The organism is Microbacterium sp. GCM10027623 (assembly GCF_042666935.1).
Lineage (GTDB): Bacteria > Actinomycetota > Actinomycetes > Actinomycetales > Microbacteriaceae > Microbacterium.
In genome coordinates this window covers 733,384-748,026 of the sequence record NZ_JBHTHE010000002.1, presented here as the reverse complement: position 1 = coordinate 748,026, position 14,643 = coordinate 733,384, and the positions used below count along the sequence as shown (strand labels likewise).

The 14,643-nt window shown below is 69.2% G+C and carries 14 protein-coding genes; 3 read left to right on the top strand and 11 right to left on the bottom strand.

Features of this window, described 5'->3' with window-relative positions; all coding sequences use genetic code 11:
- Positions 1–3 precede the first annotated feature (3 nt).
- The 3 genes from coxB to ACFQY2_RS10925 all read right to left on the bottom strand — a co-directional run bounded on the left by coxB (position 4) and on the right by ACFQY2_RS10925 (position 2,869).
- Positions 4–903 carry a cytochrome c oxidase subunit II gene (coxB, locus tag ACFQY2_RS10935; RefSeq protein WP_378745827.1) on the bottom strand — a complete coding sequence of 300 codons (900 nt, stop codon included), beginning with the start codon at positions 901–903 and terminating at the stop codon, positions 4–6.
- A gap of 88 nt (positions 904–991) precedes the next feature.
- A complete protein-coding gene (erpA, locus tag ACFQY2_RS10930) occupies positions 992–1,354 on the bottom strand; it encodes an iron-sulfur cluster insertion protein ErpA (protein WP_378745826.1) in 363 nt (120 codons plus the stop codon).
- 99 nt (positions 1,355–1,453) lie between these two features.
- Positions 1,454–2,869 (bottom strand): dipeptidase, encoded by a 1,416-nt coding sequence (locus ACFQY2_RS10925; protein ID WP_378745824.1) that lies wholly within the window; start codon positions 2,867–2,869, stop codon positions 1,454–1,456.
- A 44-nt stretch (positions 2,870–2,913) separates the two neighbouring features.
- Between ACFQY2_RS10925 and ACFQY2_RS10920 the strand changes: the two genes are divergently transcribed.
- Positions 2,914–3,477 carry a DUF3043 domain-containing protein gene (locus tag ACFQY2_RS10920; protein WP_378745823.1) on the top strand — a complete coding sequence of 188 codons (564 nt, stop codon included), beginning with the start codon at positions 2,914–2,916 and terminating at the stop codon, positions 3,475–3,477.
- A gap of 82 nt (positions 3,478–3,559) precedes the next feature.
- Here ACFQY2_RS10920 and ACFQY2_RS10915 read toward each other — a convergent pair whose 3' ends face one another.
- The 5 genes from ACFQY2_RS10915 to dnaE form a co-directional block, all read right to left on the bottom strand.
- Positions 3,560–4,582 (bottom strand): quinone-dependent dihydroorotate dehydrogenase, encoded by a 1,023-nt coding sequence (locus ACFQY2_RS10915; RefSeq protein ID WP_378745822.1) that lies wholly within the window; start codon positions 4,580–4,582, stop codon positions 3,560–3,562.
- A gap of 11 nt (positions 4,583–4,593) precedes the next feature.
- A complete protein-coding gene (gene nrdR / locus ACFQY2_RS10910; RefSeq protein WP_378745821.1) occupies positions 4,594–5,070 on the bottom strand; it encodes a transcriptional regulator NrdR in 477 nt (158 codons plus the stop codon).
- 11 nt (positions 5,071–5,081) lie between these two features.
- The gene (hisD, locus tag ACFQY2_RS10905; RefSeq protein ID WP_378745819.1) at positions 5,082–6,425 is read right to left on the bottom strand and encodes a histidinol dehydrogenase; all 1,344 of its coding nucleotides are present in this window, start codon (positions 6,423–6,425) and stop codon (positions 5,082–5,084) included.
- Between the two features lie 4 nt (positions 6,426–6,429).
- Positions 6,430–7,860, bottom strand: coding sequence for a hypothetical protein (locus ACFQY2_RS10900; protein ID WP_378745818.1), 1,431 nt, complete (start codon positions 7,858–7,860; stop codon positions 6,430–6,432).
- Between the two features lie 110 nt (positions 7,861–7,970).
- Entirely contained in the window at positions 7,971–11,489 is a 3,519-nt protein-coding gene (dnaE, locus tag ACFQY2_RS10895) for a DNA polymerase III subunit alpha (protein WP_378745817.1), read from the bottom strand.
- Between the two features lie 64 nt (positions 11,490–11,553).
- Here dnaE and ACFQY2_RS10890 point away from each other — a divergent pair, with 64 nt between their 5' ends.
- On the top strand, positions 11,554–12,039 hold the full coding sequence (locus ACFQY2_RS10890) for an NUDIX domain-containing protein (RefSeq protein WP_378745815.1): 486 nt from the start codon (positions 11,554–11,556) through the stop codon (positions 12,037–12,039).
- 33 nt (positions 12,040–12,072) lie between these two features.
- Here the strand turns inward: ACFQY2_RS10890 and ACFQY2_RS10885 are convergent, their stop codons facing one another.
- The 3 genes from ACFQY2_RS10885 to ACFQY2_RS10875 are packed head-to-tail and all read right to left on the bottom strand — an operon-like array spanning position 12,073 to position 13,915.
- A complete protein-coding gene (locus ACFQY2_RS10885; protein ID WP_378745814.1) occupies positions 12,073–12,819 on the bottom strand; it encodes a hypothetical protein in 747 nt (248 codons plus the stop codon).
- Entirely contained in the window at positions 12,816–13,307 is a 492-nt protein-coding gene (locus ACFQY2_RS10880) for a DUF6114 domain-containing protein (protein ID WP_378745813.1), read from the bottom strand. The genes ACFQY2_RS10885 and ACFQY2_RS10880 overlap by 4 nt, the downstream gene beginning before the upstream one ends.
- A complete protein-coding gene (locus ACFQY2_RS10875) occupies positions 13,298–13,915 on the bottom strand; it encodes a DUF6230 family protein (protein WP_378745812.1) in 618 nt (205 codons plus the stop codon). Before ACFQY2_RS10875 ends, ACFQY2_RS10880 begins: the two co-directional genes overlap by 10 nt.
- 91 nt (positions 13,916–14,006) lie before the next feature.
- Here ACFQY2_RS10875 and ACFQY2_RS10870 point away from each other — a divergent pair, with 91 nt between their 5' ends.
- Positions 14,007–14,630: a TetR/AcrR family transcriptional regulator gene (locus tag ACFQY2_RS10870; RefSeq protein WP_378745810.1), complete on the top strand. Its 624-nt coding sequence runs from the start codon at positions 14,007–14,009 to the stop codon at positions 14,628–14,630.
- Positions 14,631–14,643: the final 13 nt, after the last annotated feature.

Sequence of the window (14,643 nt, the reverse complement as noted above, 5' to 3'; positions counted from 1 at the left end):
GGCTTATTCCCCTTCCCCGGCATCGGTGCTGGCGCCGGTGCCCGGGAGATTGCTGAGTCGATCGTAGGCGTCGTTGATGTCGCCCGTGTTGCCCTGGTTCTCGAGGGACTGGAGGTAGGCGTCGTAGTCGTCCTGCGAGACCACCTTCACGTTGAAGAGCATCATCGAGTGATACTCACCGCAGAGCTCGGCGCACTTGCCGTCGTACTCGCCGACACGGGTCGGGATGAACGACCACGTGTTGTCCCTGCCGATGTACATGTCCTTCTTGTAGAGGAAGTCGATGATCCAGAAGGAGTGGACCACATCGCGGGACTGCAGGTGAATCGTGACCTGCTGGCCCACGGGGAGCACCAGCGTGGGGAGCTTCGCGCGATCGATGTCGCCGTTCTCGTCGGCGTCGGCCTGGACGCCCATGGTCCAGACGGCATCGGAGTTGTCCTCCTCCTCACCGTTGTACTGGAAGTCCCACGCCCACTGCTTGGCGATCGCCGTGACGCTGACGTCGGGATTGTCCCACTGCGTCTCGATGTCGGCCTGGTCACGCGCGGTGAAGAAGAACATGCCCAGCACCAGCATCAGCGGGATGACGGTGTAGAGGATCTCGATCGGCATGTTGTACCGAAGCTGGACCGGAAGGCCGGTCTGTCCCGCGCGACGGCGGTACATGACCAGGGCCCAGGCCATCAGACCCCAGGTGACGACGCCGACGATCAGCAGGATCACCCAGGAGGTGACCCACAGGCCGGCGACGGTCTCGGTCTGGTTCGTCGCCGCAGGGGCGCCCTCCACGAAGCCGGGGAGGAAGCCATGGAGTTCATTGGCAGAACATCCTGCCAATGCCACGGCTGCCGCGACTCCCAGAGGGAGTGCGGCCCAACGAAGGCGGCGTTTCGAGGGCACGATGCACCTTTCAGATCTCGGACAGGAGCAACCTCAGTCTAGGGCAACCTCACACCTGATTCATGCCAACCACGCAGGCTGGACGGACTCAGTGGAAGCTGTCCCCGCATGCGCAGCTGCCGCCTGCATTGGGGTTGTCGATGGTGAACCCCTGCTCCGAGATGGTGTCCTTGAAATCGATCGAGGCTCCGTCCAGGTAGGGGACGCTCATGTTGTCGACGATGACCTCGACGCCGTCGAAGTCGACGGTCTCGTCGCCCTCGAGGTAGCGCTCGTCGAAGTAGAGCTGGTAGATCAGGCCGGAGCATCCGCCCGGCTGGACGGCCACGCGAAGACGCAGGTCGTCGCGGCCCTCCTGCTCGAGAAGGCTCTTGACCTTCTGCGCTGCGGCATCCGTCAGCGAGACGTTGTGCGCGCCGGTGGCCGCTTCGGTCAGTGTGGTGTCGCTCATGTCACTCCTTGCAGAACGGCAGCAGGGCCTGCTGCTCACGGCCGATTCTACCGCCGCCCGTGCGGCCGGGGGCGGTCCCCCGCCCGCACGGCCGTGTCGTCACGATCCGGCGTGCCTGGCGTTCATCCGCGCGAGCAGGAGCGCCTCCGTGCGGACCGCGTTGCGGAACGTCTCCAGGTGGAGGGACTCGTTCGGGCTGTGCGCTCGCGAATGCGGATCCTCCACGCCGGTGACCAGGATCTGCGCCTCAGGGAACTCGCGCACCAGATCGGCGATGAAGGGGATGGAGCCGCCCACGCCGAGATCGACGGGCTCCCGGCCGTAGCCGTCGGACATGGCGCCGCGCGTCAGGTCGACCGCCCAACCACCCGTGTCGACGAGGAAGCCGTCGCCCAGGTCGACGTCGCTGAAGTCGAGTTCGGCGCCGAACGGGGCGTGCGCGCGCAGGTGCGATTCGAGCGCCGCGTAGGCTTCCTTCGCCGACTGCCCCGGGGCCACGCGGGCGCTGATGACGACGCTGACTTCGGGCAGCAGTGTGTTGGACGCCTGCGCGACGCTCGTGGCGTCGATGCCGGTGATCGTGATGGACGGCTTGTTCCAGATGCGGCCGAGGATGTCGTCCCGGCCGATCGGGGTCGTCTCGGGCAGCAGACCCGCCTCGTCGCGCAGGGTCGTCTCCGTGTACTCGGGGGTCTGTCCTTCGCGGTGCGTCATGCCCGTCACGGCGACGCCGCCGTCGGAGTCCCAGAGCGTGGCGAGCAGCGTGACCGCTGCCATCATGGCGTCGGGTACGGCGCCGCCGAACATCCCCGAGTGCGACGCGTGCTCGAGCGTTCGCACGCGCAGCGTGAATCGCGCGTTCCCGCGCAGGGAGACGGTCAGACCAGGGGTCTCGGAATCGAGGTTTCCCGAGTCGGCGACGACGATCGCGTCGGCGCGCAGCGCCTCGGCGTTGTCGCGCAGGAAGCGGGCGAAGGATCGGGAACCGTACTCCTCCTCCCCCTCGATGAACAGCGCGACGCCGAGGTCGAAGTCCTCGCCGAGCACGTCGCTGACGGCGCGCAGAGACGCGATGTGGGCCATGATGCCCGCCTTGTCGTCCGCGGCTCCGCGTCCGTACAGGCGGCCGTCGCGGACCGTGGGCTCGAACGGCGGCGTCTCCCACAGCTCGTCGTCTCCGGGCGGCTGCACGTCGTGGTGCGCGTAGAGCAGGATCGTGGGCCGGCCGTTGCGCGCGGCGCGGGTGGCGAGGACGGCGGGCTGACCGAGTTCCTCGGTGTCGTCCACGTGGGCGCGCAGCACTCGCACCTCGTCGAAGACGCCCGTGTCGCGAGCGAGTCCGGCGATCGCCTCGGCGCTGCGCTCCAGCTGGCTCTGGTCGAATGCGGGCCAGGCGATGCCGGGGATGCGCACGAGACCGCCGAGATCGGAGAGCGCGGCGGGAATGCCGAGTGCGACTGCTTCGAGGACGGCGGTCTCGGATGCCGGCTGTGCCGACGGTGAAGTCGAGGTCATGCGAGTAATCTTAAGGCGAACCCGATTCCGAACTGAGGTCGAACGTGCCCAAGCCCACTCCTGCAGCCAACGACGACGCCCCCGAGACGCCCGCCGCGGGCAAGGGACGCCCCACGCCGACGCGTGCCGAGCGCGAGGCCGCCAACCGTCGTCCGCTCGTCGCCAACACCAAGGAGGCGCGCGCGGCCGCCAAGGCGGACCTGCAGGAGCGCCGTCAGCGTGCCCGCATCGGCATGGAGATGGGCGAGGACAAGTACCTGCCGGCGCGGGACAAGGGACCCCAGCGCCGCTGGGTGCGCGAGTACGTCGACGCCGGCTGGCACATCTCGGAGTGGTTGATGGCCGCCATGCTCCTGGTCATCCTCCTCAACCTCGTCCCGGTTCCGAACATCCAGCTCTGGGCGATGGCCGCGCTGTGGGGGTACCTCCTCATCGCGATCCTCGACATGGTGCTGCTCAGCGCCCGTGTCAAGCGCAAGGCCGCCGCGAAGTTCGGCGCCGAGCGGCGCGAGCGCGGGCTCGGCTGGTACGCCGCGATGCGCGCGCTGCAGATGCGGTTCATGCGCCTGCCGAAGCCGCAGGTCAAGCGCGGGCAGTACCCGGCCTGACCGTTCGACAGGCTCAGGGACCGGTGACCGACGGGCTCAGGGACCGAGCGCAGGCTCAGCGACCGGGACGACCTGCGGTGGCTCAGCGCCGCCTCAGGCCCCGGTTGATCTGTCGTGCCCAGAACGGGCCGCGGTACAGGAACGCCGTATAGCCCTGCACGAGAGTCGCACCGGCATCCAGAAGACGCTGCACATCCTCCGCCGTCTCGACGCCGCCCACGGCGATCACGCAGAAGTCGGCGGGAACCGCGGATCTCACCAGCGCGAGCACCTCGCGTGCCCGCTCCTTGAGGGGCGCGCCGGAGAGGCCACCGGCGCCGGCCGCCTCGACGACCGCGACATCGGTGAGAAGACCCTCGCGGGCGATCGTGGTGTTGTGGGAGATGATGCCGGCGAGTCCCTCGTCGACGGCGAGGCGGGCGATGCCCGCGATCTCGTCATCGGGGAGGTCGGGCGCGATCTTCACCAGCAGCGGCGTCGAGCCCGCCGCCTGCTTCACGGCGCGCAGCAGCGGGGCGAGCGTCTCGATCGCCTGCAGTCCCCGCAGACCGGGCGTGTTGGGCGAGGACACGTTCACGGCCAGATAGTCCGCCAGCGGCGCGAGCAGGGCGGCGGATGCCACGTAGTCTCCGACCGCGTCGTCCACGGCGACGACACGGCTCTTGCCGATGTTCACGCCGATCACCGCCTTCGGAGCCCGCCGGCGCAGCGCCGCCACACGACGGGCGGCGGCCTCGGCACCCTCGTTGTTGAATCCCATCCGGTTGATCACGGCGCGATCGGCGACCAGCCGGAACAGTCGCGGCTTCGGGTTCCCGTCCTGCGGGATCGCCGTGACCGTTCCGACCTCCACGTGCCCGAATCCGAGCGCGTCGAGTCCTCGCACCCCCACGGCGTTCTTGTCGAATCCGGCTGCGACGCCGAAGGGCGACGGGAAGGTCAGCCCGAGCGCCTGCACCTTCAGCTCCGGCGCCGGTGCGGTGAGCGCCCGAGCCGCCCAGGAGAACGGCGGCACGCCGAGTGCGCGGATCACCGCCATCGCGGCGTGATGAGCGAACTCGGGGTCCAGGCGCGAGAGGACGAGACGAAAGAGCAGGGGATACATCACTGACCAGATTAGCGGTCGGGGGAATCCGATCCCGTCTTCGCGTGGTCGGCGCGCAGCTCGCTGATGGAGCGCTCGAAGTCGTCCAGTGAGTCGAACTCCTGATACACGCTCGCGAAGCGGAGGTACGCGACCTCGTCCAGCTCGCGGAGCGGACCGAGGATGGCTAGCCCGATCTCATTGGTGTCCAGCTGCGACACGCCGGTCTGCCGCACCGCTTCCTCGACCTTCTGGGCGAGCACCGCCAGGTCGGCATCCGTGACGGGACGCCCCTGGCAGGCCTTGCGCACCCCCGCGATCACCTTGTCGCGGCTGAAGGACTCCAGCACTCCCGAGCGCTTGATGACCATCAGACTCGCGGTCTCGGTCGTCGAGAAGCGCCCGCCGCACTCCGGGCACTGCCGTCGCCGACGGATGGAGAGACCGTCGTCGCTGGTGCGGGAATCGATGACGCGGGAGTCCGGGTGCCGGCAGAAGGGGCAGTGCATGATGGCCCAGCCTACTCGGCGCCCTCCACGTCATCTGAACGTCCGTCGTCCGCGGCGACGAAGCGCGCCTGCACGGCATCGCCGTGGGCGGGCAGGATCTCGGCGTTCGCGAGCGCGACGACACCCGCACGCGCACGCGCGAGAGCCGCGTGGTCGTACTCGATCACCTGCTGCGGACGCAGGAACGTGTAGGCACCGAGTCCGGCCGCATAGCGGGCCTGTCCCCCGGTGGGCAGCACGTGGTTGCTGCCCGCCATGTAGTCGCCGAGGCTCACCGGGGTCTGATCGCCCACGAAGACCGCACCGGCGCTGGTGAAGCGCTCGGCCGCTTCGGCGGCGTCCGCGAGGTGCAGTTCCAGGTGCTCGGGCGCGTAGGCGTTGCTGAACGCCTCGGCCATCGCGCGGTCGTCGACGAGGACGATCGCGGACTGCGGCCCCGCCAGGGCCGCGCGGACGCGATCGGCGTGGACGGCCGCGGCGGCCCGGCGTGCCACCTCCGCGGCGACGCGCTCGGCGAGGTCGGCGGCGTCGGTCACGAGCACGACCGACGCCTGCTCGTCGTGCTCCGCCTGGCTGATGAGGTCGGCGGCGATGAGCTCGGCATCGGCCCGGGCATCGGCCACGACGAGGATCTCGGTCGCGCCCGCCTCCGAATCAGTGCCCACGACGCCGGCGACCGCGCGCTTGGCCGAGGCGACATAGTTGTTGCCGGGACCGGACACGACGTCGACCGGATCCAGGCCGAGTTCCGCCACGCCGTAGGCGAGCGCTCCGATGGCGCCCGCGCCCCCGATCGCATACACCTCGTCGACGCCGAGCAGTGCCGCCGCCGCGAGGATCGTGGGATGCACCCGCCCCCCGTGGCCCGCCTGCGGCGGGGAAGCCAGCGCGATGCTGGTGACGCCGGCGACCTGCGCCGGAACGACGTTCATCACGACGCTGGAGGCGAGCGGAGCCTTGCCGCCCGGAATGTAGACACCGGCGCGGGTCACCGGCTGCCAGCGCTGGGTGATGCGGGCACCCGGCTCGATCTCGGTGATGCGCGGGGCGGGCACCTGTGCGGCGGATCCGCGGCGCACGCGGTCGATCGCGGTCTCGAGCGCTGCGCGGACCTCGGGGTCGACGGATGCCGCGGCATCCGCGAGGTGCTCGGCGGGAACTCGGATCGCATGACCGGTCACGCGGTCGAAGCGCTCGGCCTGTTCGCGCAGGGCGGCCACGCCGTCCGTGCGGACGTCGTCGACGATCTGCGCGGCCGCGGCGAGGGCCTCGGCACGCGCCGAGGTCGCCCGGGGTACGGCGGCGAGCATGTCGGCGGCGGAGAGACGGCGGCCCCGGAGATCGATGGTGCGCACGTGGTCAGCCCTTCGTGATGTCGGAGAGGTCGTGGAGGTAGCCGATGCGGCCGTCGTCGTGCCGCACGACGTAGGCGCCGTCGCGGTCCTCGATGACGAGCGTCCATGCGTTCGGTCCGATGCGGTACAGCGGTTGTCCCCGCTCGTCGAGCACGTCGCGCTCCGTGGCTGCGAGGATCCAGAACGGCTGCGCCTCGGTCTGCACGTCCCGGACGTACTCGCTGCGGTTGCGCCGGAGCAGCGCCTCGGCCTCTCCCCCCGCCCGGTTCTGCTCGGACCCGTCACGCCCGGCAGGGTCCTGGCCCCCGGGGGGATGCTCGGCGTCGCCCGGCACGGGCGTGCCCCGGGATTCGAAGATCTCGTGGAGCGCGCCGATCGGGTCGGTGTAGGCGGTCCCCTCCTGGCGCGGTCCCGGATCAGCGGGGAGTCCGGCGACCGAGGCGGCCTGCGGCTGCGGAGCCTCGACGTCCGGAACCACCTCGATCACGCGCGTGGCATCGGCATCCGCCTCCCCCTCCGCCTCTTCCGTCGCGTCGGCGCCGGCGATCGGGGTGTTTCCCGGCTCCGGGTCGACGGCGGTCTCCGCCGTCGCGGCGACCATCTGGGACTCGTCGTCGGCCTCCGCATCGACGACGGGCGGGGCGGGAACCGGCCGGGGGCGGCGGATCACGGGCCGCACGGGATCGGCGTTGCGGTGCGCCAGCGTCTCCATGCGCCCTTCGAAGTCCTCCCGCAGCCCGGGGATGAGAGGGGCGACCACGGTGGCCGCGACCAGCGCGAGAGTCGCGACCAGCGCGACGACCGGCACCCATCCGAGGAGGAGCGCTCCGCTCTGGATGCTCGCCGTGACCTGGTGCCACACCACCTGCGTCCAGGTCACTGCCGCCACCGCGGCGGCGACCGAGGCGAACTGGTCGATGCCCAGGGAGCCGACGCGTCGGATGCCCTCGGGCGAGAACCTGCGGAGCACGACGAGGAAGACGGCGGCCGTCGGGACGCCGATCGTCAGGATCCAGTCGATGCCGCTGGTCCACACGGATGCTCCGCCATGCAGCACGGGGAAGAAGGAGACGAGGAACGCCAGTGCCCACGCGCCGACGATCACGAGCTCGCGAAGAGTGAAGCCGAGGATGCCGTACTCCGGCTCCACCTGGTCCTCGTAGAAGACGGCGTCGTCGTCGATCGCTTCCTCGTCGACACGCGCGTCGTCGCCGCCGGCCTCAGGACTGTCGATACTCGCGTCGTCATCGGTCGGGTGGGCAACGTGGTCAGTCGCGTCGGGCACGTGGTCGACCTGCGGCGCATCGGTGGGGTTCTCGCCCCCCGCTGCCCCGTCGGCGGCCTCGTCGCCCGCGCCTCCCAGCGCAGGCACGAAGCCGATGACGTCCCGTTCGGGCTCTGCGCCCGAGCCGGTGCTCGCCTCTTCGGTGCTCATCAGAGCTGTCCTTTCGTCGCTGTCGCGTTCGCGTCGTCACGCGGGCGCGCGAGTCCCGATCCTACCGATTCGTCCCGAACCCGCGGTGGGAGGTGTCTTCGCGTGTACCGTCAGCCGAGGCAGGCGGGTCCGAGGAGGGACTTGAGGTCTCCGAACAGATCGGCGGACACCTTTACTGGCATCGGCACCTCGAAGACCTTCGCCGACCCGCCGCGATGCACACGCAGAAGCACCTCCGTCTCGCCCGCATGGCGGCGCAGCACCTCCGCGAGATCGAGCATCACGCGTTCGGTCGCTCGCTGCTCCGCCACCAGCAGGGCGAGCGGGCCCGCCGCGTCGAAGGAGCCGATGTCCGGCGCGAACGCCGACTGCGCGTGCAGGTTCAACCCGTCGTCGCGCCGCGAGATGCGGCCGCGGACGGCGAGGATCGAATCCTGCTGCAGCGTGTGCTGGAACTCGGTGTACGTCTTGCCCATGAACATGACCGTCACCTCGCCGTTGAAGTCCTCCACGGTGATCATGCCGTAGGGGTTTCCACTCGCCTTGGCGACGCGGTGCTGCACGCTGGTGACCAGGCCCGCGACGGTCACCTGGTCGCCGTCCTGCAGGTCCTCCGAGGTGAGCAGGTCGTTGATCGAGATCGACGCGTGCTTCGCCAGCGGCACCTCCAGGCCCGCGAGCGGGTGATCCGAGACGTACAGGCCGAGCATCTCGCGTTCGAAGGCGAGCTTGTCCTTCTTGATCCACTCGGGCCGGTCGGGCACCTTCGCCGGGGGCGCCTCCTCGGTCCCGTCGTAGAGGCTGTCGAAATCGAACCCGATGGCCCCCTGCGCCTCGTTGCGCTTGCGGTCGACGGCGGCTTCGGCGGCATCCTCATGGATCTCCATCAGCGCCCGGCGCGTGTCGCCCATCGAGTCGAAGGCGCCCGCCTTGATCAGCGACTCCACCGTGCGCTTGTTGGCCACGTGCAGGGGCACCCGGTTCAGGAAGTCATGGAAGGACGTGAACGGACCGTCCGCGCGCGAGGCGATGATCCCGTCGACCACGTTGCTGCCGACGTTGCGCACGGCGCCGAGTCCGAAGCGGATGTCTTCGCCGACGGCGGCGAAGAAGTTGATCGACTCCGAGACGTCCGGCGGCAGCACCCTGATGCCCATGCGGCGGCACTCGTTGAGGTAGATGGCCATCTTGTCCTTGGAGTCGCCGACGCTGGTGAGCAGCGCGGCCATGTACTCGGCCGGATAGTGCGCCTTCAGGTACGCGGTCCAGTACGACACCAGCCCGTAGGCAGCGGAGTGCGCCTTGTTGAAGGCGTAGTCGGAGAAGGGCAGCAGGATGTCCCAGAGCGCCTTGACGGCGCCTTCGCCGAAGCCGCGGTCGATCATGCCCCGGTGGAAGCCCTCGTACTGCTTGTCCAGCTCGGACTTCTTCTTCTTGCCCATCGCCCGGCGCAGGATGTCGGCCTGTCCGAGACTGAACCCGGCCACCTTCTGGGCGATGGCCATCACCTGTTCCTGATAGATGATCAGGCCGTACGAGCCGTCGAGGATGTCGCGCAGCGGCTCCTCGAGCTCGGGATGGATCGCCGTGATCTCCTGCAGTCCGTTCTTGCGCAGCGCGTAGTTGGTGTGCGAGTTGGCACCCATGGGGCCCGGGCGGTACAGCGCGATGACCGCGGAGATGTCCTCGAAGTTGTCCGGCTTCATCAGGCGCAGCAGGGAGCGCATCGGCCCGCCGTCGAGCTGGAACACGCCCAGGGTGTCGCCCCGGGTGAGCAGGTCGTACGCCGCGCGGTCGTCCAGAGCGAGATGCTCCAGGTCGACTTCCTCGCCGCGGTTGGTGCGGATGTTGTCCAGGGCGTCGGAGATGATGGTGAGGTTGCGCAGCCCGAGGAAGTCCATCTTGATCAGGCCGAGCGCCTCGCACGACGGATAGTCGAACTGCGTGACGATCTGGCCGTCCTGCTCGCGCTTCATGATGGGGACGATGTCGAGCAGCGGATGCGACGACATGATCACGCCGGCGGCATGCACACCCCACTGCCGCTTCAGCCCCTCGAGTCCCAGGGCGCGATCGAAGACCGTCTTCGCCTCGGGATCGGTGTCGATCAGCGCGCGGAACTCGCTGGCCTCCTTGTAGCGGGGGTGCGAACTGTCGTAAATCCCGCTCAGCGGCATGTCCTTGCCCATCACGGCCGGCGGCATGGCCTTGGTGAGACGGTCACCCATGCTGAACGGGAAGCCCAGCACGCGGCCGGCGTCCTTCAGCGCCTGCTTCGACTTGATCGTGCCGTAGGTGACGATCTGGGCGACGCGCTCGGAGCCGTACTTCTCGGTGACGTAGTCGATGACCTCACCCCGGCGCCGGTCGTCGAAGTCGACGTCGAAGTCGGGCATCGAGACGCGGTCCGGGTTCAGGAACCGCTCGAAGATGAGCCCGTGCTCCAGCGGGTCGAGGTCGGTGATCCGCATCGCGTACGCGACCATGGAGCCTGCACCGGAGCCGCGGCCGGGGCCGACGCGGATGCCGTTGTCCTTCGCCCAGTTGATGAAGTCGGCGACGACGAGGAAATAGCCGGGGAAGCCCATCTGCAGAATGATGCCGACCTCGTACTCGGCCTGCTTGCGCACCTTGTCGGGGATGCCGGCCGGGTAGCGGTAGTGCAGGCCCTTCTCGACCTCCTTGACGAGCCAGCTGTCCTCGGTCTCGCCGTCGGGGACCGGGAAGCGCGGCATGTAGTTCGCCGAGGTGTCGAACTCGACCTCGCAGCGCTCGGCGATCAGCAGCGTGTTGTCGCACGCCTCGGGGTGATCGCGGAACAGCTGGCGCATCTCCTGCGCGGTCTTGATGTAGTAGCCGTCGCCGTCGAACTTGAATCTGTTCGGGTCGTCCATGGTGGAGCCGGACTGCACGCACAGCAGCGCCTCATGCGCGTCGGCCTCGTGCTGGTGCGTGTAATGCGAGTCGTTGGTGGCGACGAGGGGGATGTCGAGATCCTTCGACAGCCGGATGAGGTCGGTGATGACCCGGCGTTCGATGGACAGGCCGTGATCCATGATCTCGGCGAAGTAGTTCTCCTTGCCGAAGATGTCCTGGAACTCGGCGGCCGCGGCCCGTGCCGCGTCGTACTGTCCGAGCCGGAGCCGCGTCTGGATCTCACCGGAGGGGCATCCGGTCGTGGCGATCAGGCCCTTGCCGTAGGTCTGCAGCAGCTCGCGGTCCATGCGGGGCTTGAAGTAGTAGCCCTCGAGGCTGGAGAGCGAGCTGAGCCGGAAGAGGTTGTGCATCCCCTCCTTGTTCTGGCTCCACATCGTCATGTGGGTGTACGCGCCCGATCCGGAGACGTCGTCGCTCTTCTGATCGGGGGATCCCCATGACACCCGCGACTTGTCGCTGCGGTGCGTTCCCGGGGTGACGTACGCCTCGAGCCCGATGATCGGCTTGACCCCGGCGGCGCGCGCCGCATTGTAGAACTCGAAGGCCGCGAACGTGTTGCCGTGATCGGTCACGGCGATCGCCGGCATCCCGTAATCGGCGGCCGCCTGGGTCATCGCGGAGATCTTCGCGGCGCCGTCCAGCATGGAGTATTCGCTGTGGACATGCAGGTGCACGAAGGAGTCGGATGCCATGCCTCGAGCCTACCCGCGGCATCCGACGGCGGCCCCCCGGACCGTGCCCGCTACGCTGAACCGCATGGCCACCCCTGACTTCGTGCTCGCCCTGCGCGAGCGCATCGGACACGACCCGCTCCCCCTCGTCGGGACGACCGCGGTCGTGTTCCGCGACCAGCAGGTGCTGCTGGGAAAGCGGGCCGACAACGGCGCGTGGCAGACCATCGCGGGCATCGTCGAACCGGGTGAGGAGCCCGCGGATGCCGCCGCCCGTGAGTGCCTCGAGGAGGCCGGGGTGGTGGTGTCGGTCGACCGCCTGGCACTGGTGCAGCCCCTTCCGCGCATCACCTACGTCAACGGCGACCAGGTCGACTACCTCGACATCGTCTTCCGCTGCACCTGGGTGTCGGGCGAACCGCATCCTGCCGACGGCGAGCTGACCGAGGTCGGTTTCTACGACCTCGCGGAGATGATGAGCGAGGTCGACGACGCGCACGTGCGCAAGATCGCTCTCGCCATGGCCGAGGACGATCCCGCGCACTTCCGCGGCGGTCGCGTCACGCGCTGACGCGCCCCGGCACGCCACTCGCGAGCAGTCGCGTCACTTCGCGGCGACGATGCGCTGATCAGTGTTCGTGTACGCGATCGAGTCGGCGATCGTGCCGACCAGACCCATGTCCACGTGCAGCAGCCCTGGCTCGATGTCATCCAACGACGGCGGCGTGTCGGCGCCGATGGTGAGCGACTTCCCGTTCTGCGCGGTCGCCGTGAGCGAGCCGAGATAGACCGACACGTGCCCCCGCAGCGTCATGGTGTCCGCATCCGTGACGAGACCGGGACCGCCGGCCGGACGCACGGAGAGCGCGAACCCGGTGATGGTGATGGTGTCGGCGCTGAGCTTCAGCGCGCGGATGCTGCCCCCGTCATTCGTCGGCACGGTCACCAGGGCGATGCCCTTCAGACCGGTGAACGACAGTCCCTGGGAGGACATCTGCGCCGGCGTCTTCGTGAAGATCGGGGCGCCGTCATCCGGCACGGCCGGCGCGGGCGTCGCATCCGGGGCGGCCTCATCCGGCTGCGTCGTCCCCGGGGCGCTCGGCGTCGGCTCGCCGGGAACCGTCGGTGCCGCCGGTGTCGGGGTGCCGGGAAGCGGGATGCCGGGAAGCGCGGGCGACGACGACGGCGTCGGCGCAGGCGTGGGGGTCGCGGACGGCTTCGGGCACCAGAGGATCGGGATGCACAGCGCCGGGCGCACGGCTGTGGACGCCGCCGCCCCGACCATGAGCGGGGTGAGCAGCAGGCACAGCGCCGCGACAGCGGTGATGGAGCGAGCAGGGCGTCGGCTCACGCGTCGAGCCCCTCGATGACCGCCCGCGAGGCGTCATCCGCATCCGAATCGTCATCCGCATGCGGCTGACGGCGTTCCCATGGCATCCAGGCGACCACGAGGATCCCGCCGATGCATCCCAGCAGCATCCCGACGACGAAGCCGCCGAGGTTCACTCCCACCAGCGAGTAGAGCGCCACCGCCAGGGCGATCACCCCGTAGAAGACGTGGTGCGTCGGCATCGTGATCACCAGGATGCCCAGCAGCACGAGCGCGATGGGGATGACGGTCGCCTGCAGACCCTCGATGCCCAGCTGGATGTGCAGCTCACCGAAGTCCAGCTGGCCGGAGAAGAACATCTCGATCCCCGAGATCACCAGCAGCACTCCCCCGACGAACGGCCGGCCGCGCCGCCACTGCCGGAACGTCGACGCGGCGGTTTCGGATCGCTGGTGGCCGGCGGCGATCCGCTCGTCCTCGGTCACGGTGACGCCTCTGCTCAGAAGCATCCCTGCGATCCGTCCGTCAGCTCCAGCGTCATGCCGGTCAGGGTGAAGACGGACGCCTGGGTGCTCCATGCGGTCTGCTGCAGGTTCTTGATGGTGACGGTGTCGGCATCCTGTGCGAAATCCCCTGCGGATCCCTTCGCACCGGTGCTCACCGTCGAGGCATCCACGCCGATGCGGATGTTCCCGAACGACGCGTCGCCTCCGAGTCCGGTCATGCCGATCTGCAGGTCGGAGGCGCTGGCCGGACTGCCGCCGCCGCCGGCCTTGATGAGCACGCCGACCTTGCCGAGCGGTGTCTCCGAGACCACGGACTGGCAGAGATCGGCCAGCGTGGCGCTCTTGATGTTCGCGATCGCGACGGTGTGGTCGCCGCCCTCCGTGTCTTCGGCGACACCGGCGTACTGCGAGAAGCCCGTCCCCTCCAGAAGGCTGGCGCTGATCTGGAACTGGCTGCCGGACACCGCGAACGACACGGGCACCTGCCCTTGCGCGACTCCGCCCATGAGAACGGCTGCGACGATGCCCACGGGCACCGCCGCCAGGGTGATCCGACCCGCGTGCGTGGCGGTGGCCTTCGTGATCAGCTTCTTCGGCGTGCGGAACTTCATCGATCCTCCAGTGCTCGCGTCGTCGTCGGCGCCCAGCCAGAATACCCCTCATTGACTTCGAGTCAATACCGGCGGCCGATAGGATCACCCCATGTCCGTCGAGCGCCGCGTCCGTCTCAGCCCGGACGCCCGCCGTGCTCAGCTCATCTCCGCAGGCGTGAGCTTCCTCGCCGATCACGCGCTCGACGACCTCACGATCGACGTGCTCGCCGCGCGCGCGGGCGTCTCCCGTGCCCTGATCTTCCACTACTTCGACACACGACAGGGCATGCAGCGTGCTGTCGTCCAGGCCGCACGCGACGCGTTGCTGCACTCGACCCTCCCCCGGCCGGACCTCGACCCCGAGGAACGCGTGCACGACGTGCTGGTGCGGATCATGAGCTTCGTCGCCGACCACCGCGGCACGTTCTTCTCCCTGGTGCGCGGCGCCGCCAGCGGCGATCCCACCGTGCGCGCGCTCGTCGACGAGGCGCGGGAGGCGAACGCCGAGCGGCTGCGCGAGGCGCTGACGGAGCGCGGCGAGCCCGACAGTTCGGCGCTGCGTCTTGCCCTGCGCTCCTGGGTGGCGTTCGCCGAGGAGACGTTCGTGGCTATGGCGTCGGCCGGAGATGAGGCGCCGATGCCGCCGGAGCGCGATCGCACCGAGGACCTGATCACCTTCCTGGAGCTCACCTTGGCGGGCGTCGTCACCGCCGCGCGCAGCTCCCGGCTCTGAACGACGCCGCTCA

Excerpts from the sequence above, each read along its gene's own strand:
- erpA (WP_378745826.1), bottom strand. The coding sequence starts at position 1,354 with ATGAGCGACACCACACTGACCGAAGCGGCCACCGGCGCGCACAACGTC.
- ACFQY2_RS10925 (WP_378745824.1), bottom strand. The coding sequence starts at position 2,869 with ATGACCTCGACTTCACCGTCGGCACAGCCGGCATCCGAGACCGCCGTC.
- ACFQY2_RS10915 (WP_378745822.1), bottom strand. The coding sequence starts at position 4,582 with ATGTATCCCCTGCTCTTTCGTCTCGTCCTCTCGCGCCTGGACCCCGAG.
- nrdR (WP_378745821.1), bottom strand. The coding sequence starts at position 5,070 with ATGCACTGCCCCTTCTGCCGGCACCCGGACTCCCGCGTCATCGATTCC.
- ACFQY2_RS10900 (WP_378745818.1), bottom strand. The coding sequence starts at position 7,860 with ATGAGCACCGAAGAGGCGAGCACCGGCTCGGGCGCAGAGCCCGAACGG.
- dnaE (WP_378745817.1), bottom strand. The coding sequence starts at position 11,489 with ATGGCATCCGACTCCTTCGTGCACCTGCATGTCCACAGCGAATACTCC.
- ACFQY2_RS10890 (WP_378745815.1), top strand. The coding sequence starts at position 11,554 with ATGGCCACCCCTGACTTCGTGCTCGCCCTGCGCGAGCGCATCGGACAC.
- ACFQY2_RS10880 (WP_378745813.1), bottom strand. The coding sequence starts at position 13,307 with ATGCTTCTGAGCAGAGGCGTCACCGTGACCGAGGACGAGCGGATCGCC.
- ACFQY2_RS10875 (WP_378745812.1), bottom strand. The coding sequence starts at position 13,915 with ATGAAGTTCCGCACGCCGAAGAAGCTGATCACGAAGGCCACCGCCACG.
- ACFQY2_RS10870 (WP_378745810.1), top strand. The coding sequence starts at position 14,007 with ATGTCCGTCGAGCGCCGCGTCCGTCTCAGCCCGGACGCCCGCCGTGCT.